This is a genomic window from Acinetobacter sp. UBA5984 (assembly GCF_002429925.1).
Taxonomy (GTDB): Bacteria; Pseudomonadota; Gammaproteobacteria; order Pseudomonadales; family Moraxellaceae; genus Acinetobacter; species Acinetobacter variabilis.
Genome location: NZ_DJBE01000060.1, coordinates 17,240 through 41,696, shown reverse-complemented (window position 1 = coordinate 41,696; position 24,457 = coordinate 17,240). Strand labels below are relative to the sequence as shown.

The 24,457-nt window shown below is 41.5% G+C and carries 17 protein-coding genes; 10 read left to right on the top strand and 7 right to left on the bottom strand.

Features of this window, described 5'->3' with window-relative positions:
• Window positions 1-43: 43 nt before the first annotated feature.
• Window positions 44-1,180 (top strand): porin, encoded by a 1,137-nt coding sequence (locus tag B3J29_RS10005; protein ID WP_286965244.1) that lies wholly within the window; start codon window positions 44-46, stop codon window positions 1,178-1,180.
• A 137-nt stretch (window positions 1,181-1,317) separates the two neighbouring features.
• Window positions 1,318-2,019 (top strand): HAD family hydrolase, encoded by a 702-nt coding sequence (locus tag B3J29_RS10000; RefSeq protein ID WP_286965242.1) that lies wholly within the window; start codon window positions 1,318-1,320, stop codon window positions 2,017-2,019.
• Here B3J29_RS10000 and B3J29_RS09995 read toward each other — a convergent pair.
• Entirely contained in the window at window positions 2,016-2,693 is a 678-nt protein-coding gene (locus B3J29_RS09995) for a DUF421 domain-containing protein (RefSeq protein WP_104426479.1), read from the bottom strand. The two genes, B3J29_RS10000 and B3J29_RS09995, sit on opposite strands and share 4 nt — an antisense overlap.
• Before the next feature lie 479 nt (window positions 2,694-3,172).
• Between B3J29_RS09995 and B3J29_RS09990 the strand changes: the two genes are divergently transcribed.
• The 3 genes from B3J29_RS09990 (at window position 3,173) to B3J29_RS09980 (ending at window position 5,542) form a co-directional block, all read left to right on the top strand.
• Window positions 3,173-3,859 (top strand): carbonic anhydrase, encoded by a 687-nt coding sequence (locus tag B3J29_RS09990; RefSeq protein ID WP_286965260.1) that lies wholly within the window; start codon window positions 3,173-3,175, stop codon window positions 3,857-3,859.
• Between the two features lie 143 nt (window positions 3,860-4,002).
• Entirely contained in the window at window positions 4,003-5,046 is a 1,044-nt protein-coding gene (locus tag B3J29_RS09985) for a molecular chaperone DnaJ (RefSeq protein WP_286965259.1), read from the top strand.
• Window positions 5,047-5,173: 127 nt separating this feature from the next.
• Complete coding sequence (locus tag B3J29_RS09980; RefSeq protein ID WP_286965240.1) at window positions 5,174-5,542, top strand: endonuclease domain-containing protein; 369 nt, start codon at window positions 5,174-5,176, stop codon at window positions 5,540-5,542.
• A gap of 105 nt (window positions 5,543-5,647) precedes the next feature.
• On the opposite strand, the gene B3J29_RS09975 is transcribed toward B3J29_RS09980, so the two are convergent.
• Genes B3J29_RS09975 through B3J29_RS09965 form a run of 3 tightly spaced genes read right to left on the bottom strand, consistent with a single transcriptional unit; the run spans window position 5,648 to window position 10,623 of the window.
• A complete protein-coding gene (locus B3J29_RS09975) occupies window positions 5,648-6,310 on the bottom strand; it encodes an HNH endonuclease (protein ID WP_286965238.1) in 663 nt (220 codons plus the stop codon).
• 1 nt (window position 6,311) lies between these two features.
• The gene (locus tag B3J29_RS09970) at window positions 6,312-7,673 is read right to left on the bottom strand and encodes an AAA family ATPase (RefSeq protein WP_286965236.1); all 1,362 of its coding nucleotides are present in this window, start codon (window positions 7,671-7,673) and stop codon (window positions 6,312-6,314) included.
• A gap of 55 nt (window positions 7,674-7,728) precedes the next feature.
• Complete coding sequence (locus B3J29_RS09965; RefSeq protein WP_286965234.1) at window positions 7,729-10,623, bottom strand: valine--tRNA ligase; 2,895 nt, start codon at window positions 10,621-10,623, stop codon at window positions 7,729-7,731.
• Window positions 10,624-10,798: 175 nt separating this feature from the next.
• Between B3J29_RS09965 and B3J29_RS09960 the strand changes: the two genes are divergently transcribed.
• From B3J29_RS09960 to B3J29_RS09950, 3 genes are all read left to right on the top strand, one after another.
• Window positions 10,799-11,494: a hypothetical protein gene (locus B3J29_RS09960; protein ID WP_004783051.1), complete on the top strand. Its 696-nt coding sequence runs from the start codon at window positions 10,799-10,801 to the stop codon at window positions 11,492-11,494.
• Complete coding sequence (locus B3J29_RS09955; RefSeq protein WP_004783050.1) at window positions 11,494-12,300, top strand: SDR family oxidoreductase; 807 nt, start codon at window positions 11,494-11,496, stop codon at window positions 12,298-12,300. Before B3J29_RS09960 ends, B3J29_RS09955 begins: the two co-directional genes overlap by 1 nt.
• 266 nt (window positions 12,301-12,566) lie before the next feature.
• Window positions 12,567-13,841 carry a glutaminase gene (locus B3J29_RS09950; RefSeq protein WP_286965230.1) on the top strand — a complete coding sequence of 425 codons (1,275 nt, stop codon included), beginning with the start codon at window positions 12,567-12,569 and terminating at the stop codon, window positions 13,839-13,841.
• Window positions 13,842-13,975: 134 nt separating this feature from the next.
• On the opposite strand, the gene dhaK is transcribed toward B3J29_RS09950, so the two are convergent.
• Window positions 13,976-15,664: a dihydroxyacetone kinase subunit DhaK gene (gene dhaK / locus B3J29_RS09945; protein WP_286965258.1), complete on the bottom strand. Its 1,689-nt coding sequence runs from the start codon at window positions 15,662-15,664 to the stop codon at window positions 13,976-13,978.
• Between the two features lie 170 nt (window positions 15,665-15,834).
• Between dhaK and B3J29_RS09940 the strand changes: the two genes are divergently transcribed.
• Complete coding sequence (locus B3J29_RS09940) at window positions 15,835-16,425, top strand: hypothetical protein (protein WP_286965228.1); 591 nt, start codon at window positions 15,835-15,837, stop codon at window positions 16,423-16,425.
• A gap of 55 nt (window positions 16,426-16,480) precedes the next feature.
• On the opposite strand, the gene metH is transcribed toward B3J29_RS09940, so the two are convergent.
• A complete protein-coding gene (gene metH / locus B3J29_RS09935; RefSeq protein ID WP_286965227.1) occupies window positions 16,481-20,167 on the bottom strand; it encodes a methionine synthase in 3,687 nt (1,228 codons plus the stop codon).
• A gap of 516 nt (window positions 20,168-20,683) precedes the next feature.
• Here metH and B3J29_RS09930 point away from each other — a divergent pair.
• On the top strand, window positions 20,684-22,303 hold the full coding sequence (locus tag B3J29_RS09930) for an inorganic phosphate transporter (RefSeq protein ID WP_286965225.1): 1,620 nt from the start codon (window positions 20,684-20,686) through the stop codon (window positions 22,301-22,303).
• A 448-nt stretch (window positions 22,304-22,751) separates the two neighbouring features.
• Here B3J29_RS09930 and B3J29_RS09925 read toward each other — a convergent pair whose 3' ends face one another.
• Window positions 22,752-24,293: a hypothetical protein gene (locus B3J29_RS09925; RefSeq protein ID WP_286965223.1), complete on the bottom strand. Its 1,542-nt coding sequence runs from the start codon at window positions 24,291-24,293 to the stop codon at window positions 22,752-22,754.
• Window positions 24,294-24,457 lie beyond the last annotated feature (164 nt).

Sequence of the window (24,457 nt, the reverse complement as noted above, 5' to 3'; positions counted from 1 at the left end):
CCGTGTGTATTATTTGTAACAAAATAAGTTAAAGGATTTTTTAATGAAAACTAAGTTAGCAACAGCAATCGCACTCAGCCTTTTAGCGGGGACTACATTTGCAGCACCAACTTTCTATGGTGAAATTGACGTAACTGCAGATTACCTACCTGAAGACAATGCAGGTAAAAATCGTGACGTTGTAGAATTAAATAGCAATAACTCATTTATCGGTATTAAAGGTGATGAAAAACTTACTGACCGTTTAAGCGCGCTTTACCAAGCTGAACTTACATTCTATGTAGATAATGGCCAAGGTGGATCAGGGAATGATACTTTTGTACCACGTAACCTTTTAGTCGGTTTAAAAGATGAAAAATTAGGTGCAGTAAAACTGGGTAAAATCGATACGCCTGTAAAACAGTTATCTGCGACAGTTGATACTTTCAATAACTACGTTGCAAATAAGGCAGACGTAAATGGTATTTTTACTGGTGAAAACCGTATTGATAACGTAGTTGTTTATGAAGCTCCAGCACTCGCTGTAGGTGAAGGTAAAGTTAAAGCTACTGCGTTATTAGCTTCAGGTGAAGCGGGTGGCATATCTAAATCTAATGGCGGTTCTAAAGTTGCAGGTCGTGGTCTAGGTGATGCATGGTCAGCATCTGTAGTGTATGACAGCAAACCTGTAGTTTTAGGTATTGGTTATGATAAAGCGATTCCGTCAAACTTTGCGGGTGTGGGTATCTTAAACACTGCGCGAGGTGAAATTGGCGATAGTAGAGCAATTTTTGCTGCTGCGAATACAATCCGTGCTATTGGCCGTGTAAACCTTGATGGTGGTCTGTCTCTACGTGCTCTATATCAAACTTCAGAAGTTGAAGATGTTGCTGGAAATGATGTCAGTACAAACCTCGCTGCTGATGCAGCAAATATTGATGATGCACAAGGCTGGTTAATTGGTGCTGAATATAATCTGCCAAATGCAAAAAACTGGACAGTAAAAGGTCAATATAGCCAGAACACGACTGAGTTTAAAATAGGTGATGACTTCGAAGCACAACAATTTTTATTAGGTGCTGATTATGCATTCTCTAAACAAGTCAAAGCATATGGCTATGCAGGTGCTTTATTCCTTGAAAGAGGTGCAGCTGAAACTAAACAACCAGTAGTTGGTACAGGTATTGAATACAAGTTCTAATTTTAGAACAAAATAAAAGCGGTGCTTCGGCATCGCTTTTTTTATGCCTAAAACAACAAAACTTAGCAATTTTAGATCTAATCCTGAAAGTTCCCAGCTGTTACCATGACAGAAAACCTTCTATTCCTTTTTAAATTATGACCATTCAAGCTGTTCTATTCGATCTTGACAATACCTTGACGCACCGTGACCTGACGACACAAGCCTATAGCCGTTATCTGGCAGAATATTATGCTTCAGCATTTGCACAGGTTGAACTTGAGAAAATTATCGAGATTGTGCGACGCATTGATAATGGCGGTTATCCGAAAAAGGAATTACTGACTCATGGCAGTATTGGCGCTTCAGCCGCATATGCATTGTTGCAGGAATTATCCTGGTTAACTCCACCAGATCTAGATGAGCTAGCGCAGTTCTGGTTCAGTCAGTTTGGACGTTTCGCCGTAGAGATACCGCAAGCAGGGCAAGTATTAAAACAGCTTAAAACTGAAGGTTATCGCTTAGCCATTGTGTCTAATGGTGGACATGAGACCCGATTAAATACTATTCGCGGTTTAGGTATTGCAGAGTATTTTGATGAGATTGTCAGTTCAGGATTGGTCGGTTTCAGCAAACCGCAGGCAGAAATTTTTCAGATTACCGCAGAGCGTTTAGGCGTGCAGCCAGAGAAGTGTCTATATATTGGCGATCATCCTGTTAATGATATTCAAGGCGCAACAGCCGCAGGTATGCATGCTTTATGGATGCAAGGTTTCCATCCGGATGCCGGACATATTCAATATAAGATTCAGCAATTACCAGAAATCTTTGATCATTTGCAGCGGCTTAAGCAGCTTTAAGTAATCCGGTGACTATTCATGGCTTTTGCCCATTGGTGAGAATGACAGCGTGGACAAGTTTGTTCCGCTTCTTTTAAATGCTGGACTTGACCGCAATAAATACAAGCATAAAGCTCTTCTGGCTTGACTTCTTTGACTATGCAGCAGGATTTAGGGAAAAGCGGGAGCCCATGCCGAACATCATCTGGATGGAAATACAAAATGCTGAATTTACCGTCAGTTTCCAGTAAACCTAAACGCACCTGACCCAAATGTTCAATGCCTTGCTGACGCATTTCAGCAAAGAATTCATCATGAGACATTTTGCCTTTTTTAATTTCATCAATGACCAGTAAACCATCTTCCACAATATGAATCGGTTTGCCTTCGAGCAGGTCTTCAAACCATTGAAATTTCATCATGAGCCAGGTGGTGAGGCGATACAGAAAAATGATCACCGACATGATCAGCGCTGCCTGGATCAGAGGAAGATCTTCCGTAAACATCGGATCGCCAGCAATGGAACCCAAAGCAAGAATGATGGTGACTTCAAAGATCGAAAGTTGTCGTACCCCACGTTTACCTGTCAGCCGTAGAAACAGGATAATCATCGCGTACATGACTACGCAGCGTAGCAAAATCTCTGTGGCAAATTCCCAGGTCGTATCATTTATAAATATGGTGGCCCAGTCCATTGTTATTATTTCCAGAACACTCTTTGTTTCGAGTCTAGCAATCTCAGCTGTTAATTTGCTGCTGTAATTGTGTAAGTTTTTGAATAAAAATAAATTATGTTTTTTGAATATGATCGCTGTGAATAAAAGATATAGCGATTTTGAGAAAATAAGATAGATATTTCATGTAAATATTGATTGATTATTCAACAGATTAAATTTGAACCAGTTCATATTTTACTCTGTATGACTTTTAATCAGTATAAATAATATCCTGCTGAAATATATCAAGATAAAATCTGAGTAATTTCCTAGGAATAATGAGAACTATTTAATGATTTGTAATCAAATAACGTGATACTTATAAATTTCTGTATGTTGTGGCCTGAAAAATATAGCGATTAGGTCAAGCTAAAATTCTGTTTTTTAAATTAAAAATATTGATTTTGACTTCCAAGAAAGGATGTATTGTGAAAAAGATATTCACGCTTTTAACGGTTATGGGCTTAAGTACAGCGGTATTTGCAGATGCAGACTGGAACTATGATCAGCCTGAACAGTGGTCGACTCTAAACCAGAAATATTCAGCCTGTAATGGATTGAACCAGTCACCAATCAATATTGAGCGAACTGTCAAAGCCGAACTGGAACCGCTCAAGTTTAGCTATAACACCATGATTCACGCAATTGAAAATAAAGGTCATACCGTTCAGGTAGACTTTGCCCAAGGCGGAGAATTGCAGCTGGATGATGAAACTTTTGTGCTGAAACAGTTTCATCTGCATAGCCCAAGTGAGAACCTGATTAAAGGCAAGAGCTATCCCCTAGAGATTCATTTTGTCCATGCCAATACTCAAGGGGAACTTGCTGTAGTGGCGATGATGTTTGAACAGGGCACAGAAAATCCGATGCTTAAACGTATGTGGAATCGCTTACCGAAAAAGCAAGGTGAAAAAGTCATCTTGAAGAACCCGCAACCTGTAAATGAGATGTTGCCTAAGAATCTGGATTATTACCGCTTTAGCGGTTCGCTGACGACACCCCCATGTTCCGAAGGTGTGCGCTGGTTAATTCTGAAAGAAATCCAGCAGGCCTCTGCGACACAGATTTCAGAATTTTCCAAGTTAATGGGCCATCCAAATAACCGTCCAGTACAGTCTTTAAATGGCCGTGTTGTACTGGAATAATAAAGAGCCGCGTGAAAAAAGCAGACTTAGTTCTGCTTTTTTTAATTCTGATACAAATTTCAATAGCCTAAGGTGAAAAGAACTTTGTGGCGAAAGCTGAAAGAATTAATATAGATAAGATTTCCTTGGGTCTTTCTGCTGCCATGCTCTTTGACTTAAAAACCATGATCCAGCCATTCACAGCGCTTTCGCCACAGCAGAAGAAGCTGGATCGTTTGATTGATAAAATCGAACAGCAGAAGTTGGAGTTAAAACAATGGCAACAGGCTGAAGAAGATCTACAGCAATATACGCATAAAACCTTCATGCCGGTCTATCATGAATTGCATGGTGTGCTGTTTGAGCAGCTTGAACAGCTCTGGAAGTATTTACAGGAAACAGATTTTACTAAGGCCGAGTTGATAGTGCTGGATGAGAAGATTCAATACCTGGCAGATTACCTGCAAGATTCTCAGGCGATGTCAGCGCAAGAAGCCAATAAGGTAAATGAAATCTTCACCTATTATCAGCAGCGTGCCGAACATGCCCAATTCAGAAAAAGCCAAAAAAAGACCAATGAACTGGAAAGGTTTTTTAAGAATGAAAATGTCCCAGATCCGGCAGATGCTGAGGGATTTGAAGAATGGGCTTCTGATCATTTTCAGCAAATCCGCGAGCAGGCCAAACTAAAACGCCAGCAGGAAAAGCAGGAACAGGCAGCCGCAATGGCAGAGCAGTCAGTGAAATCGGTGTATTTAAAGATTGCTGCGGCGATTCATCCAGATCGTGAAGCGAATGATGTAAAGAAGATTAAAAAGACTGAATTGTTGCAACGTGCCAACGAGGCATATGCAGAACAGGATTTGTTTGCCTTACTGAAAATGCAGCTTCAGATTGAGCAAGATCGAGATCCTTCACAAAAGAGTTTAAGTGCAGAGCAACTCAAGTTTTATCAACTGGCTTTGGATGTGCAGAGCCAGAAGTTACAAGAGCAGATCGATGCATTGATCAATCGACTGGTCTGGTCATCGGAAACCAGAATTGCAGTCAAAAAGGCAAAAGGTAAGGTTCAAATTGTTGATCTGTGCAAGCAGATTGATGAAGATACTTCTACTATCAAGCAGCAGATTAAAGTCGAAAAAGAACGCCTGATGTATATCAAAAAGGTAAGTGGATTAGAGATGTTTTTAAGGCATGGGATGCTTTAACTTAATTAGAACTACCTCTCCCTAACCCTCACTTGCGCTTCGTTTTAAAGCAGTGCTTTAAAACTTGCTCAGGAGAGGGAATTCCATTGTGTATCATATGATAAGAATTATATTAAGAAGAAATAAAATGAAAATAGATCCCCAATTATTAGAATTCGCTAAATCCATGCGCCACACCGCCACCAATGCAGAACACTTGATGTGGCAACTGCTTCGTGCCAAACGTTTTATGAATCTGAAATTCCGTCGTCAGCATGTGATTGCACCGTATATTGTGGATTTTTACTGTCATGAAATTGGTTTGGTGATTGAGTTAGATGGCGGTCAGCATGGAACAGATGATGCCATTGAATATGATGCTGAACGCACCAAGTTTTTAGAGGCTTTGGGTTTGAGAGTTGTGAGGTATTGGAATAATGAAGTGTTGGGGCGGACGGATGTGGTGTTGGAGGATTTGTCGCAGAGATGCTTCGAATTAAAAAATACCTCTCCCTAACCCTCTCCTAAAAGGAGAGGGAATTTCATTACTAAATCCATGCAAGCATTAATTCAAATGACGCTCCCTCTCCCTATGGGAGAGGGCTGGGGTGAGGGAAAAGAGCTATCTGCGCATAGATTCAGTTATTCTTAATATGGCTGCTTGCTTTTGCTCAAAGGTAGCTGTTGATAAATCAATTTCGAGTAAATCATCAATAGTTTGTACTTGTTTTCCAGTCATGTCTTTATAACCTGCAAATTCCTGATAAAAACGATTTAGGTCACACATTTTTACAGTAGCTTTACCTTTAGGGGTGTGAGCTTTTAGGAAATAGTGATCAGGATAATCACAGTGATTTGCAGAGATACGTTCAATATGATTTTCATATATATCATATAAAGGATGAATGATTTTGAAGCGCCCACTCGTGCGCGGATAGGTAGGCTGTGAGCAAGCTCTATCTCCATTTACATGAGGATTTTGATCACCTTTTTCTCGGTTGCAGTCTGGACAGATGACAATTAAGTTTCTAGGTTCAAATAAGAATTGAGGAAATAATGATTTAGGTAAAATATGCTCTACTTGCCAATGGAATCCATTAGTTGAAAAAATATATTGCTTACAGTAAAAGCAAGTAAGTTTTTGATCAGATAAATAGTGAGCACGAATTAAAGATCGAAAAGCTTGTACATCTTTATTTGTCTCATTATTCCAAAGCTGATAGTTCTCTTTATCATAGTTTTCAATAAAAGATTGCAGTTCAGTCGGTATCTGAAAAATTTCCATTTCAACCTCTATAACTATCTATGAGATTGAAAAGAATAAAAACTTTATCTTCTTTATCTATTTTTTCATATTTGATTAAATTTTTTAAGTGGTCTAACAGTGCTTTGTCTTCTTCATCGAAGAAAAAATCAGTTTCTGTATTTAATTTATTTAAAATAATAATTAATTTTCTAATTAAATATTCATTATTGTTACCGGGGAAATTGAAAACCTCAGATAATTGAAAATCAGATGATCTATTTTTAAATTTTGAGCTGTTTTTTACTAAGTTGGTATTTAAATCAAGAATAAACGTATTATCATTTTTTATTCCTGAAATAATTTGAGGTGAATGAGTTGCTATAAAAAAATGGCATCCATAATAATTACTAGAAACTTTTTCTAATAACTCTATAATTTTTTCTTGCCATTCAGGATGAAGATTCACTTCTGGCTCATCTATGCATATTAGTGAGTTGTGTTCTAGATTGGATAAAAGGCTAAAAATTATTGATAAAATAGATTTTTCGCCAGAACTTAATTCTTGAATCTTCATTATTGTATTTTTCTTCTGAACCTTGATATTTGTTACTGTAATTAAATTTAATTTTATTAAAATTGATAATTGATACAATTCATCATTATCCATTGATAAAATTGGTAGTTTTTGAAATTTATTTATATTTTTTAAAATTGATAATAAAGTATTTATATCTTTTAAATAATTTTTATTTGAGTAGAAGTTCAATATTTCTATAAGTTTTTTGAAATCATTTTCAATTGGTGTAACTATTTTTGTATGTATTTCTATATATGGATCTAAACCAAGAAATTCTAAGGTTTCAATTATTTTAAAAGATAAATTTTTTATTTTGTCAATATTGAATAGAATTGAATCTAAGTATAGAAAATCATTTAGAAAAGTTTCAGGAACTTCATTTGTTTTATACCATCTAATTTCATTTTTATAAAATTTATCAAATATTTCAGGATTTAGTATGCTTGAATCTTGATTGATTCTAACATTATGGTACTTCTCTATATCTGTTCTTTCATTTTTCCTAAATCTTTTATTCCAATACTTTATGGAACTACTATGATTTTCAAAAGCTGTGCAAGTATATTTTTCTATATTTAAATAATTTTCTTCATCTAGTTCCCATATATAAGGATATTTATGATACTGCGTATTAGAAATAGCTAAAATTTTTTGAAAGTCAGGATTTTTTAATGTGTGTATTATAATACTTCTAAGTAACCTACTTTTTCCTGATCCATTTTTTCCTATTAGAAATGTTGATGTATTATTGTTCGAATTTAAATATGAAGAATCAATAAACTCTAGAACTCGTCTATTTTGTTCTAATTTTTTTAAAACTGGCATAAGAATCCCCTCTAATTAGAAGGGATTTTATCTTAAATATTAATAAAAACAAATCTTAAAGCGCCGCAATTTGCTCCATATTCGCTTTAATCTTCGCTAATTGGTCAGCAAACTCAGCAAGTTTTACTTTCTCGCCTTCAACCACAGCCGCAGGTGCTTTCGCCACAAAACCTTCGTTAGAAAGTTTAGTCGCAATTTGATCATGCTGTTTTTGAACCTTGTCTAAGTCTTTTTGTAGACGACCCAATTCCGCTTTAGGGTCAATTAAACCTTTCATTGGAACGAATACAGACACATGACCCACTACACTTGATGAAGACAAAGGTGGTTGTTCGGCATCAGCCAAGAAGGTAATGCTTTCAACTTTCGCCAATGCTTTAAACAACGGTTCAATACGTGCGATTTGTGCTTTCTCGCTATCCGTTGTGTTTTGAAGAAGAACAGGCAACAAACGCGCATTACCTAGGCCCATTTCACCACGGATGTTACGTACCGCACCAATCAAACCTTGCAGCCATTGCATATCTGCTTCAGCTTGTTCATTCACTAATGCTTGGTCAGCAACAGGGTACTGTGCGAGCATAATCGTTTCGCCAGAAATGTTGAGTTTCGGCGCAAGTGTTTGCCAGATTTCTTCTGTTAAGTAAGGCATCAACGGATGTGCCAAACGTAAAGAGGCTTCCATTACAGAAAGAAGCACACGACGCACTTCAGCTTTACGTTCAACCGATACGTTTTCGTCATTCAGAACCGGTTTCGTCAGCTCGACATACCAGTCACAGTATTCATTCCAAATGAACTCGTAAATCGCTTGTGCAGCCAAGTCTAAACGATACGTTGCAAACGCAGTTTGCACCGCTTGTTCCGCTTTTTGTAGACGGCTGACAATCCACTGCTCAGGCAATTCCCAAAGGTCTTGACGAACGTCTTGACCAATCACTTGCTCTTCGCAGTTCATCATCACGAAACGGGTTGCGTTCCAGATTTTGTTGGCGAAGTTACGGTAACCTTCAACACGTTTCATGTCGAACTTAATGTCACGACCTGTGTTGGCAAGCGCACAGAAGGTGAAACGAACTGCATCTGTACCGTAAGATTGAATCCCTTCAGGGAATTCTTTACGGGTCGATTTTTCAATCTTCGCTGCTTGTTTCGGATTCATCAAACCTGTGGTACGTTTTTGTACTAAAGTTTCAAGATCAACACCGTCAATCAAATCTAATGGGTCAAGCACGTTACCCTTAGATTTAGACATCTTCTGACCTTCGCCATCACGTACCAAACCGTGTACATACACAGTTTTGAATGGTACTTGTGGTGTGCCATCTTCATTTTTCATGAAGTGCATCGTAAGCATGATCATACGAGCAACCCAGAAGAAAATGATGTCGAAACCAGTCACAAGCACATCAGTCGGGTGGAAAGTATTCAAGAAATAATTTTCTTTATCTTTCGCTTCGTCGCCAGTCCAACCTAAAGTTGAGAATGTCCAAAGACCAGAAGAGAACCAGGTATCCAGTACATCTTCGTCCTGTTTCAATTCAATTTCAGGTGAAATACCGTGTTTCGCACGAACTTCTTCTTCGTTACGACCGACAAATACATTGCCTTCAGCATCGTACCAGGCCGGAATACGGTGACCCCACCACAATTGACGCGAGATACACCAGTCCTGGATATTGTTCATCCATGACATGTACATGTTGCTGTACTGCTCAGGAACGAACTTGATGCGGCCATCCTGAACCGCTTCAATGGCAGGCTTCGCAAGCGGTGCAATTTTTACATACCATTGGTCAGTCAGTAATGGTTCAACAATCACACCTGAACGGTCACCACGAGGTGGTTTCAAAGTGTAAGGTTGGATCTGATCTAACCAGCCTTCAGCTTCCGCTTGCTCAACCAGTTTCTTACGTGCTTCAAAACGTTCTAAACCGATGTAGTCTGCGGGTGCAGGGATGGTTTTAGAAATCTGTTCACCCGCTTTCGCGATGTATTCAAACTCAGCCAGTACTTCAGCATTTTTGTTGAAGATGTTGATTAGTGCCAGACCACAGCGTTTACCCACTTCATAGTCATTAAAGTCGTGCGCAGGCGTAATTTTCACACAGCCTGTACCGAATTCTTTTTCTACATATTCATCAGCAACGATGGCAACGGTACGGCCAGTAATTGGCAATACAATATTTTTGCCGACAAGATGCGCATAACGTTCATCTTCAGGGTTGACCGCAACCGCAGTATCACCGAGTAATGTTTCTGGACGAGTGGTTGCAACGACAATATGGTCTTTACCATCTTGAGTGCGCAGTGATTTATCTTCAAAGAAATATTTGAAGTGCCACAGTGAGCTTTGTTCTTCTTTATCAGATTCTACTTCAAGGTCAGACAGGGCGGTTTGCAGTTTAGGATCCCAGTTCACCAGACGTTTGCCGCGGTAAATCAGGCCTTCTTCATGCAGTTTCACGAATACTTCTTTAACGGCGTTGGATAAACCTTCATCCATGGTGAAGCGTTCACGTGACCAGTCTACAGAAGAACCCAAACGACGGATTTGACGGGTAATATTACCGCCAGATTGCTCTTTCCATTCCCAGACTTTTTCGATGAACTTTTCACGGCCCAGATCATGACGGCTTACGCCTTGAGCACCGAGCTGACGCTCAACAACCATCTGGGTTGCGATCCCCGCATGGTCAGTACCTGGCTGCCATAAGGTATTTTTGCCTGACATACGGTTATAACGGGTCAACGCATCCATGATGGCATTGTTAAAACCATGACCCATGTGCAAGCTACCAGTGACGTTTGGCGGCGGAATCATGATACAGAATGATTCACCTTTTTGAGACGGCTTGAAGTAACCGCGCTCTTCCCAGGTTTGGTACCATTTTTTCTCGATCTCGGTCGGATCGTAGGTCGTAGCAATGTTTTGCGCTGAATCAGTCATAGTCTAAACAGATCAAAAGTGGATAAAAAATTGCATCTATTGTAGCAAAAAAATCAAGGCATGCGGCAGCTTAACCAAAAGCAAACTTTCGCCAATTGGCAGTTGCCTGAACTCAACGTATGATAGATTGATAAAACGCGACTCATCGCAGACGATTAAAAAAAAGGATAACAAGATGAGCTATAGCATTTCTCTCAAGATTCATCCCGATACCCATCAACGCTTTAAAGACCTGCATTCCCGATTTAATGCTGGCGAACAGGAAAGTCTGGCCAAATTGCTCGGTGAAAATCTGGCCGATATTGCCTGTGAAATTATTGACCAGATTTTTGGTCGTGTGGTGCAGCTCTCTAGCTCCCCAGATCAGGAATCTGAAAAAGTCATTCAACAGATTTTAGAAACGACTCGCAAATATATGCCGTGGTCGGTTTCGTTTTTTGGTAATGATCGCCTGATTCCTATGGTGAACTATCTGTATAAGATGACCCATGAAAATGAAGATGGATACTTTGTTCGCTATCCGGTAGAACGCATGCTGATCACGGAACTGCTGGGCTGTGTGGAGCAAATGAAAGGTGGCAATAATCAGTATGTATCACCAGCATTGAAAGCTTTTATTCAGGTAGTGGATCAGGGTGTGACGCATCTGGTGCGTGAACCGAAAAAGATGCTGAAATTTAATGTGGTAGTCGATAAAACATTGAATGGTGTGATTCACCTGACTACACAACTGGGTTATAAACGTTTTGATAAACTTGGTAGCCTCTATGATGCGGATACCATGAGTTATTATTTTGAGCAGTTGTTGGCATTTCTGGAAGATGAAATACCGCCAGGAACATATTCATATAAAGAAGGTGACAGGATTTAATGGCAAAACTAGAAAATTTACAGGGAAAAGTCGTCTGGATTACCGGAGCATCTTCAGGAATTGGTAAGGCACTGGCTGAAGAATGTGCTGCACAAGGTGCACAGATAGTATTGACCGCGCGACGTTTGGAAGAACTGGAAAAAGTCCGTTCAGGACTGGTAAATCCTGATCAGCACATCTCAGTCGTAGCTGATATTACTGATGAAAGTCAGGTACGCACGGCTTATGAACAGGTGCTGAGTGAGAAAGGCCGCATTGACTGGCTGATCAATAATGCCGGACTCAGCCAGCGTGCCCTAATTCAGGAAACCACCATGCAGACTGAACGCGCCATTATGGAAGTCGATTATTTCTCTCAGGTGTTTTTTACCAAAACAGTTTTACCAACGTTTTTAAAACAGAAATCTGGCCGGATTGTCTTTATTTCCAGTGTGGCCGGTCTACTTGGAACTCAATATCGGGCGTCTTATTCAGCAGCCAAAGGTGCAATTCATATGTGGGCCAACAGCCTGCGTGCTGAAATGGCAGATCAGGGTATTCAGGTATCCGTGATTTTCCCGGGCTTTATTAAAACCAATGTGTCTTTTAATGCCTTAAATGGGGAAGGTAAACCTCAGGCCAAGCAGGATGAAGCAATTGAAAACGGTCTGGAGCCGGCTGATTTTGCCCGTCAGACTGTAGAAGCGTTGAAACGTGGTGAAGAATATATTGTGGTGGGTGGCTCTAAAGAAAAACTGGGTGTTTTAGTTTCACGTCTATCGCCAAAGGTGTTGTATAAGATGATTCGCAAAACTAAGGTGAAATAATCTGCTTGCAAGATCAAGCTGGTTGTCATCGGTTACAGGTTTATTGCTCCATAGAAATAGACCTGTAATCTGAAAATAATGTGCTCATCTTTTTTATTTCTCTTTTTTAAGATTTCTTATCTTGTCCAATTAAGTCATCTATTTTTACTATCCCTTTTGTCCATATCCCATTTTCACAACATAAAACTGCATAAAAGTAGCAAAACCGCCGTCAGTATTCAGTTTTAATAAAAATGATATAAAAGATTGAGATGGGAGCATTTGCCATGAAAACGCCGGTACCGGATTATTTGAATCATGTGCTTTCTGCTTGCCATGACAATAAAAAAGGCGCGCTGGCAGATTACATTCCTGAACTCGCGTCGGTTAATCCTGACAAGCTCGGACTTGCGCTATCGACCGTAGATGGAACCATCTATTCTGCCGGGGATGATGACGTTGAATTTACCATGCAGTCTCTTTCCAAGCCTTTTGCCTATGCGCTGGCAATCAAGGAGCTAGGGCTAAAACAGGTACTGGAAAAAGTAGGTGTGGAACCTTCGGGAGAGGCCTTTAACCAGATTTCGTTGGAAAAAGAACGCAATATTCCCAAAAACCCGATGATTAATTCTGGCGCGATTACTACACATTCCCTGATTCCTGCCAAGAAAACGGTATCACGTGCTGAACAGTTACGCCGTTTTCTTAGTGGACTGGCAGGACGGGAATTGTCTTTTGATGAGCAAGTTTATAATTCGGAAATTAAAACAGCTTTTCGTAACATGTCGATTGGTTACATGCTGCGTACTGTTGGTGTGCTAGACGAAGATCCTAAAGAAATCGTGCATGGCTATATTAAGCAGTGCGCAATTAAGGTCACCGTCAAAGATCTAGCCGTGATCACCAGTATATTGGCCAATGGTGGTGTGCATCCCAAGACAGGGAAACGTATGCTGGATCGGGCTTTAGTCCGGCAATTGCTCAGTGTCATGCTAACCTGCGGTATGTACGATGCTGCCGGTGACTGGCTGACCACAGTCGGTATTCCGGCCAAAAGTGGCGTGGCAGGTGGCATTATTGGAGTGCTGCCAGGGCAAGTGGGAATTGCGGTATTTTCCCCAAAAATTGATGAGCATGGTAACAGTGTGCGTGGTGTCAGAATCTTTGAAAATCTGTCACACGATATGGGATTGCATCTCATGGAAGGTACGCCGTCAGCACAAACCATTCTGCAAAGCCGTTATACGGTGGGGAAAAAGAATAACGTCGTGGTTTATGAACTGCGTGGCGTGTTGCAGTTTACCGAGTCTGAAATGCTGCTACGGATCTTGCAGGATGAACCAGAAGGTAAAAGCACCATTATTCTCGATTTAACTAATCTTATGCTAATGCATGATGTCGGTGCCCGAATGCTGTTTGAAGGCGTAGATCGTTTAAAACAGGATGGACATAAAGTGCTGGTTGTAGACTCAGAAGGTTTATTGGATAAAGATCAGTTGAAGGGGAGAAAGAGAGTGGTGGTGACGGAGGAATTGGAGAAGTTTTTGGAGAGATTTAAATAAAGGAATGGAATCCCCCTAAATCCCCCTTTTACAAAAGGGGACTCCATATGGATCAAATAACAATATTAAATTCGCGTGGTTCCTCTCTTTTCTAAAGGGTGAGAAGCACCGCTTCGTAAGGGAGGGATTTTTAATTATTTAATATGCTCAGCAATATCAGTAAAGATCACACCTAAACCATGCGCACCAGCATCCGGATAACCCAGACTACGATCACCCACAGTCCCGGCACGGCCCATACGCGCCACGATTTCCTTAGTTGATTCCGCACCGTGAACTGCAGCTTGAGCACCTAGAACAAAGTTTTCTTTAAAGCTCTTATTAATATTAGCTGACCAAGAATCTGCACATGGCACCAAAGCATCAATCAGGGTTTTGTCACCTACAACGGCACCACGGCCAAATGAACGTTCACCTGTAATCTGAATGCCTTTGACTGCTGCTTGCAGCATGTCAGCAAAATCTGCCACAGTTAATGTGGTTTTGCCTTTAATGGATTTACTGGCTGCACGGAAAGCAGATCCCCAGATTGGACCTGAAGCACCGCCACAATATTCCATAATGATCATTGAACAGTTCAACAGGAAATCATCCATCTGTTCAGCCTGAACCAGTTCATGCCATTGACATTTGAGTTGTTTAAAGCCTTTAGCCACACTCATACCAAAGTCACCGTCACCTGCATGGGCATCCAGTTCACAGAAAGGTACTTCATTTTTAATGATGCAGGCACTCATCACATCGACCACATAGCGCATGTTCTCGATAGTGAACTGTTCATTGGCAATCACAGCATGTTCAGGATGTGTTTCAACATCTGTATTCACTGTACGGGTAGCCGTTTGACCTTTGGCTGCAAACTCAAATGGCAGTACAGGTGAACCATCCATTTTAAAAGCAGGCGTATTGGCTTCTGCATCCAGATAAGTTTTCAGTTCATCATCCACAGCTAGTAGGGAAACTGATGCACCTGCCATATCGATACTGGTCATGTAGTTGCCGACAAAGGTACGGTAAATTTTGATGCCTTTGCTTGCCAGATGTTCACAGACATCATTGTTGAACACATACAATTCTTGCAGTGGTATTGTACCAAAGCCATTAACCAGAACGGCAACTTCAGTCAGGTCAGGACGATCCAGGAACAGGTCATCGACAATGCGTTGAGCCAGTTCTTTAGAAGGCAAGATTTTTTCACGACGGATGCCCGGTTCACCGTGGATGCCGACGCCGTATTCTATTTCATCATCAGCTAAAGTGAACGTTGGTGTTCCTTTGGCTGGAACGGTACAAGAGGTAAAGGCAAAACCAAGACTAATCACATTGTCAGCCGCTTTTTGTGCAAGTTCTTTGACGCGTGCAAGTTCATAACCTTTAGAGGCAGCAGCTCCGGCAATTTTATGTACGAAGATCGTGCCAGCAACACCACGACGACCAACTGTATAGAGGCTATCTTTTACTGCGATGTCATCCGCTACTTTCACATAGTCAACCTTGATGCCATCCTCAGTTGCTAATGCAGCACCATTCTGAAAATTCATCATATCGCCAGAATAGTTTTTGATGATCATCAAGACGCCTTTGTCAGTCGCGACTTGTTGTAAGGCTTTATAGACCTGAATTTGTGAAGGAGAGGCGAACACGTCACCACATACGGCAGCATCAAGCATGCCTAGACCGACAAAACCGGCATGGGCAGGTTCATGACCACTACCACCGCCACTGATCAGTGCCACATTATTGTGTTTTTGTTTACGTGAGATGATTTTGTGCGATTCAGTAAATTGCAGTTCAGGGTGGGCAAGGACAAAGCCCCAGATAATTCTTTTCTATCGAGATATTGCGTTAAATTATTGGATCAATTACAAGAGAATAAATTGTCATATGAATTTGTTGAGCAAGAATTTAGTAGATTAATTGAAAGTGCAGATAATATCAGTCAAAGGGAAGTGCTTGAAGATATTAAAACTAGATTTTTAACAAGGAAGAATTAATGAATTTTGATCAATATATTTGTAATTATTCAGGTTGTCGTTGTTCAAACGAAATATGGAAATGTGAAAGATTTAAGCCGCTTAAACTTAAATACAAAGAATTACTGAAGGCTAAATTTCAGAATTCTTGTGCCTATTGTCAAAGAGCTTTAGCTCATGATGAAAATATTATTATTGATCTAGAACTTGTGTTACCAAAAGCTGAATATAAAAAATATATTTTTAATTTAACAAACTTAACAATTAGTTGTAGACGGTGTAATACGGCTCCTCGAAAGGGGAGGAGGAAAGATTTTATAGTTAATAATCATTTAGGGTTTCAGTATTCAATAAATGATTTTTCTTCTCAGAACTATAAATTTATTCATCCTAATCTTGAGGACGTAACTCAATTTTATGAATTAAATCTTCTTCAGAAAGGAAGAAGAAAATATTTAAGATATGAATTAAAAAATTGGCATCCTAAACGGGAATATACGATTGAATTTTTTAAGCTCAAGGAAATAGAGGTTGGGTCACTAGATGAGTATGCTGGTATTAAAAATGATATTGAAAGTGCAATACTTAAGAGAATACCAATTAAATTTTAAGTAAAAAAAATCCCCTCATTCGAGGGGATTTTTTCTTCTCTAAATTAGAGGATTCTTATACCACTGAATCATCCAGATTTGGCGCTAACCAGCGTTTCGCCTCATCCAAGGTCCAACCTTTACGCTTCGCATAATCTTCCAGCTGATCGCCAGAGATTTTACCTACATTAAAGTATTCAGTTTCAGGGTTTGCATAATAGAAACCGCTGACAGATGAAGGTGGCCACATTGCAAAGCTCGAAGTCAGGCAAGTACCCATCTTCTCTGTCGTACCTAACCAATCAAACAGCGGCGCTTTTTCAGAATGTTCAGGACAAGCAGGGTAGCCCGGTGCAGGACGAATACCGATATATTTCTCTTTGATCAATTCTTCATTAGAAAGCTGTTCGTCTGCCTGGTAGCCCCAGAATTCTTTACGAATACGTTGATGCAAATGCTCAGCAAAAGCTTCTGCAAAACGGTCACCCAAGGCTTGAACCATAATTGCATTATAGTCATCACCTTTGGCTTTATATTCCTGAGACAACTCTTCCGCACCGAAGATCGAAACGGTAAAGCCACCCAAGTAATCCTGCGCCACATCTTTTGGCGCAATAAAGTCAGCCAGAGAGTAGTTTGCTTTACCGGTGACTTTGTCAGACTGCTGACGAAGGTGCTCGAAGCTGTGTGTTACATTGCCATTTTCATCAGTCACCGCAACGGTATCTGCCGCCACACGGTTGGCAGGGTAGATACTAAAGGTTGCACGCGCATCGAAACGTTTATTTTCGATAATGTCTTTCAGCATTGCTTGCGCTTGTTCATACAAATCACGCGCTGCTTCACCTACCACTTCATCTTCAAGGATTTTCGGGAATTTACCCGCAAGGCTCCAAGAGATAAAGAATGGCGTCCAGTCAAAGTATTCCACCAAGGTTTCTAGAGGATAGTTGGTGAAAGTCTGAGAACCAATGAAGTTTGGTTTAAATGGTGCATTTTTGTCGAAGTCGATTTTGAAACCATTTTCAACCGATTCAGCATAAGACAGCTTCGCTGCTTTCGGCTGTTTGTTGGCAAGACGGGTACGGATTTTTTCATAATCCGCTGCATAGTCTGCTGCCAGTTTTGGTTTCATTTCGGCAGAAAGCAATTGAGTTGCTACACCCACCGCACGAGAAGCATCGGCAGTATAGTACACGCGATCATTTTGATATTGCGGTGCAATCTTCACAGCAGTATGCGCTTTAGAGGTCGTCGCACCACCAATCATCAATGGAATTTTAAAGCCTTTACGCTGCATTTCTTTGGCAACGAAAACCATCTCATCCAGAGAAGGAGTGATCAGACCAGACAAACCGATGATATCAACTTTTTCATCAATCGCTGTTTGCAGAATCTTTTCACATGGCACCATTACACCAAGATCGACTACGTCATAACCGTTACAGCCCAGTACCACGCCCACGATATTCTTACCGATGTCATGCACGTCGCCTTTTACGGTTGCCATCAGGATTTTACCTTTGGCTTCACCTTGGGTTTTTTCCGCTTCGATGTACGGGTTCAACCAAGCCACGGCCTGTTTCATCACACGTGCAGACTTCACCACCTGTGGCAGGAACATTTTACCGGCACCGAACAGATCACCGACCACGTTCATACCGGCCATCAATGGACCTTCGATCACATCCAGTGGACGAACAGCTTTCAGACGAGCCTCTTCAGTATCCTGATCGATATAAGTCGTGATGCCTTTGACTAGCGCATATTCAAGACGCTTTTCAACTGGTTCATTACGCCATTCAAGGTTTTCTTCGGCTTTTTGCGCGCCGCCTTGACCACGGTATTTTTCAGCAATTTCCAGCAATTTTTCAGTGGCTTCGTTGCCGCTTGCACCCTGGTTACGGTTAAGCACGACATCTTCAACGGCTGCTTTCAGTTCTTTATCGATGTCATCGTAAATTGCCATTTGACCTGCATTCACGATCCCCATGGTCATGCCTTGTTGAATGGCATGGTACAAGAACACCGAGTGAATCGCTTCACGCACAGGCTCATTCCCACGGAATGAGAACGATACGTTCGATACACCACCTGAAATCATCGCATTTGGCAGGTTCTGTTTAATCCAGCCAGTTGCTTCGATGAAATCGACTGCGTAGTTGTTATGTTCTTCGATACCGGTTGCTACCGCGAACACATTCGGGTCAAAGATGATATCTTCAGACGGGAAGCCAACCTCATTCACCAGCACGTCATAAGAACGCTTACAGATTTCTTTTTTGCGTTCCGCAGTATCAGCCTGACCATTTTCATCAAATGCCATGACGATCACGGCTGCACCGTATTGACGGCAAAGACGGGCGCGTTCTACAAACTCGTCATAACCTTCTTTCAGGGAAATCGAGTTAACAACCGCTTTACCTTGGACGCATTTCAGACCAGCTTCAATGATTTCCCATTTAGAGGAGTCAATCATGATTGGCACACGAGAAATATCAGGTTCAGATGCCACCAGATTCAGGAAGTGCACCATCGCACCTTCTGAATCGAGCATGCCTTCATCCATGTTGATGTCGATGATCTGTGCACCAGCTTCAACCTGTTGACGTGCAACATCTAGCGCTTCTGCGAAATTTTCTTCTTTGATCAGACGCAGGAATTTTTTCGAACCGGTGACGTTAGTACGTTCCCCCACGTTCACGAATAATGAATCTTTGGTAATGTTAAATGGTTCTAAACCACTTAAACGGCACGCTGGTTCAATTTCAGGAACCTGACGCGGCGCAATCCCTTCAACTGCTTGAGCAATCGCACGGATGTGATCCGGGGTGGTACCACAACAACCACCAGTAATATTGATCAGACCACTTTCAGCAAATTCTTTAATGAATGCTGCTGTTTCTTCCGGAGTTTCATCATAACCACCGAAAGCATTTGGCAAGCCGGCATTAGGGTGGGCAGATACAAAAGTATCTGCCACATCAGACACGGTTTTTACGTGTGGACGCATGGCATCTGCACCGAGGGCACAGTTGAAACCAATTGAGATTGATTCTGCATGACGCATTGAGTTCCAGAACGCTTCCGCAGTTTGACCCGTTAATGTACGGCCAGATGCATCAGTAATCGTACCTGAAATCATGATTGGCAATTCAGTGCCCAGTTCTTTAAACACTTCCTTCACTGCAAAGATCGCAGCTTTGGCATTTAAAGTATCAAATACGGTTTCGATCAGGATGATATCGACGCCACCTTCAATCAAGGCCTTGGTTGATTCGATGTAATTCACTTTCAATTCGTCAAAAGTGATATTACGGAAGGCAGGGTCATTTACATTTGGAGAAATTGAAGTGGTTCGTGATGTCGGACCAATCACACCTGCCACAAAACGTGGTTTTTCAGGTGTTGAGTATTTTGCACAGGCTTCTTTAGCCAGACGCGCCGCTTCACGGTTGATCTCAGGAACCAGATCTTCCATGTGATAGTCAGACATTGAAACACGGGTACCATTAAAAGTATTGGTTTCAATAATATCGGCACCAGCTTCAAGATAGGCTTCGTGAATGCCTTGAATAATCTGTGGCTGAGTCAGCACAAGTAAGTCGTTATTGCCTTTAAGGTCGTATGCCCAATCAGCAAAACGCTCACCACGATAATCGACTTCTTCCAATTTATGGCGTTGGATCATGGTACCCATCGCACCATCGATAATTAAAATTCTCTTGGCAAGAAGTTCTTTTAGGGTGGCAAGTGTGGACATTCAAACTTTCTCAGTAAGCATCAAAAACGGCAATAATCTTAACAGATTAGTGCGCAGTTTTCTGTAACGCTTATACAGAATGCTGGATATGCTTGATATGAAAATTTGATAAAGAAACTCAAGCCGGTATAGAAAGTTGAAAACAGATGGAAATCTGGAAATTAAAGTTCTTGATAAAAGCGTGCGACTGGAAAATAAAATGTAAGCAGCTTTCATCAGAGTGTCATATAACAAAGCTAATCTTTAATCAAATATGACAGGCTCGGAAATATGACAGCCGGGTAGGAATGATCAGATATATTGCAAAACATGAATAAAGCTGGGCGATTCAAGCGTTTTATTTTTAATAAATAATTGATTATATTTGTATATTTTTAAAATTTAGAGCATGTGGTTACAGGATAAACGGCAACGAGAAAGTCTAAAAAACTGGTTTATATGACAGCACTTTGTCATATAATTGTCACAATTTAATTGAACAATATGGGGATTCTTGAATCCTCTATTCCTGCTTGCATGAATTCTAATCAAACTCCCTTAGGTTCAGCACAACAGTCGCCTTCTGATAAGCCGGCCAATGTTCATGTGCCAACACCGAAATTTTTTATGCCGGTGTTTCTGACTCTAATTATCTCCACGCTGATCTATATCGGCTTCCAATTGACCTCAGATTTAGCTCATATTCCACCGATCGGTCTGTATTCAATGATTCTTTTAGGCACGGCGTTATTCATTGCGCTGGGCTTTGAATTCGTCAATGGTTTCCACGATACAGCCAACGCGGTTGCCACCGTAATCTATACCAACGCATTGTCTGCACCGGTTGCAGTCATGTGGGCAGGTTTCTGTAATTTCCTTGGGGTAATGGTGGCCAGTGGTGCCGTTGCTTACGGGATCATTGCATTACTTCCTGTTGAACTGATTATGAACGTGGGTACAGGGGCCGGTTTTGCCATGGTCTTTGCCATGTTGATCGCCGCGATTCTCTGGAATCTGGGCACCTGGTTCCTGGGTATTCCTGCTTCTAGTTCACATACCTTGATTGGTTCGATTCTGGGTGTGGGTATCATGAACTATCTGCTCAATGCAGGTGGCGGTGCTTCCGGTGTGGACATGGAACAGGTGCTGAAAGTTGGTAAAGCATTGCTGTTTTCACCTTTGATCGGTTTTGCTTTTGCTGGAGTGCTATTCCTGCTGGTGAAGAAGATTTTCAGAAAACAGCTTGAACTGTTTAAGCCACCTGAAGGCAATAAGCCACCACCACCGCTGATTCGTGCCATTCTGATCTTTACCTGTACAGGTGTAAGCTTCGCGCACGGTTCAAACGATGGTCAAAAAGGTATGGGTCTGATCATGCTGATCCTGATCGGCTGTGTACCTTTGGCATATTCACTGAACAAAAATCTGGATGCAGCTCATATCCAGTCTTTTGGCCAGTTGTCTGCGCAAACGGCTGATGCGATTTATCCGCAGCATGAAGATATTCCGGATGAGAAGGCTCGTGCCATCATCACGACCTACATTCAAACCAAAGAATTGAATGCTGAGGTTGTTCCTGCACTGGCAAGCCTGACGGATCACTTGGGTGATAAAGTCGGTAGTTACAGCAATATTAAAGATGTTCCAGAAGCGCAAGTTTCAGAATTCCGTAATGACATGTACCTGAGCACCACAGCATTTAAACGTCTGGACAAAGCAGAAGCTTTACCGGCAATGAGCGAGGCTCAGGAACAAACCGTTGATGAGTATCGCGACAACCTGGATTCATTCCTGCAATACATTCCAACCTGGGTGAAAGTGGCAACAGCCTTGGCATTGGGTTTAGGTACCATGGTGGGTTGGAAACGAATTGTCGTGACGGTTGGTGAACGGATCGGTAAAGAGCACATGACTTATGGTCAGGGGATGTCTGCTGAGCTAGTAGCCATGTCTACGATTGCGGCTGCTGATGGCTTTGGTATGCCAGTCTCTACCACGCACGTTTTAAACTCTGCCGTTGCGGGTACGATGGTGGCGAACAAATCCGGTCTGAACTTCAAGATGGTGAAATCGATTCTGTCTGCCTGGGTGTTTACACTGCCAGCAACGATCTGTTTATCCGGTGGTTTATACTGGTTACTTTTGAAAGTGTTCTAAGAAATTCGATGTAAAAAACGCTGCTTAGGCAGCGTTTTTTTATGGGTGCTAGAAAAGTTTTAGCCTTAAGAAATAGCAATTTTCTTTCTGAAAATGAGAGACTTCTTATTATCTCATGGCTTTTAGAAATATAAGGGATGTTCCCTCTCCCTATGGGATGAGTAGCATTGCTGCGCAAGGGGGTGAGGGTAATCAGAAGGCTAAAAGTACTTTCAATAGAGAGATTAATAGCTAATTTCAACTAAATGTAAAAAATGAGTATTTCTTAGTCTTACTTTTGAAAGATGAGAAGTGCACTTCGCAAGGTAACAAAAATCTTTTGTTAGGCTGATGATACTTCCTGAGTATCTTTACAAGCACTGCTTGTGAAAGATACGCAAGACAGCCTAATGGAGACATCCATGTCGCCTGACCAATAAAATTGATTTCATCTTTATTTCAGAAAAAATTACTTCTTCAACTTACCCAACAATCCCTTCGGCAGTTTATCCGTTGCAAAACCATAAAGCGCGGCAAATGGTAGAGCAGTACGTGCCAGATAAGCCACACGCCATAAACCGCCATGATTCGCGCCTGACATCATCAATTCAAGTGGGTGATTGAGTTGTACATCAGGGTTTGCAACAGACTCAGAGTTGCGTAAGTCATGAATCCACAGGGCTGCCATAATCGCATTAGTGGTTTCAGGTGCAAACGCTTCTACATCAAACAGGCTGGCACCATTAAACGCAGCTTTCAGCAGTGGATTCTTGGTCACTGAATAAGTCGTTGTTGAAGGAGCGATATTGATGCTCACTTGCTGCCCGTTGGCACGAGCCAATGTTGCACGCCATTGCTGGATGCGTTTAGCCAGTGCATAGTTTGGACCTTGCTCAACGACCAAACAGTCGCAAACACCATAGGACTTGTCGCCAACCTTAAACAGATCCTGCTCATTCTTCTGGAAAAAATGCTTGCGTGAAATCAGTGAAATGCCTTTGGTTAACGTACTTTCCAGTTTTGACAGCTGTTGGTATTTGCTTTGTGAAGCCTGCACCACTTCTTCTGGAACTGCATATACATCCGTCGGGGTGCACATATACATTAGGCTGGTATTGGCTTTCTGCTCACTGACATATTTCATAATGGCATCCATCGCCATAGAAACACGGACGTGCTTTTCACCGTCCAGATAAGCAATTGCCGCGAGATCCAGATCCTGTTTGAACTGAATCAGCCATTGGGCAATTTCAGGAATCTGGGTGAGCAGGTTAGCCCCCAGTTTTTCTTTTAAAACTTCCAGTGAAGTATCAGTTGGCAGCGCTTCAACTGATGGTGCATATAAAGTGGCGTTGCCTTGACTTACTGTATCCAGAATTTTGCCCCAGACACGGGTATTCGGCAGGTCAATTGCGACGATATTGGCTTTCCATTTCGACAGCCAGGTCAGTGGACCTGCTTCAGAAGCAGCCCCAAATAGAACAGTGGTACGATCGGATAGGTCAAACCATTCCGGATGGGCAATACATTCACGCAGGGCATTGGCATGACTTGGCTCGACAATGCCACGCTCTTCCCAAGACTGGATCTGATCCAGTAATGCTTGTCCTTGCAGCTTTTTGCCATGGTAAGGCACATACCATTCTGGGGCTTTTTCAGACTGGCCTTTCAGCTGGAAAGTATTCAGGTTCTGAGCAGGCAGAGACATCACATCTTTTAGTAGATGCTTCTGGCCATCACGATAAAACTCAAAGCTAGCATGTGCGGTTTCCAGACCTTGCTTGGCAATACTCAATGCTGCACCCGCAGAGCGTAATCCACCTTCAACCAGATGTTTAAAGTGTAGTGGATATTGCTTACGCCAGTTCTTTTCCTGTTGTGCTGCAGTAGCATGTACAGGATCGACTGCGCCTAAGGCTTCAGAAATAATGTTACGGCCGATTTTCGATGTGCTTGGTTTTTGTTGTGAAGCAGAAATGGGAAATTGAAGACCGTCTAGGGAAGTGGACATGCAAAATATCTCGCGACTTACAGCAATTAATATACAGATGTATACATTATCGCTGCTAAGTTGCTTCCTGGGTTGGCATTAAATTCCAGTCTTGAGCGTTAATTTATTACGAGATGTTTCAAGGAAAAAGGAAGCTCGAAACTTCCTTTTTAGTAATGGATGGC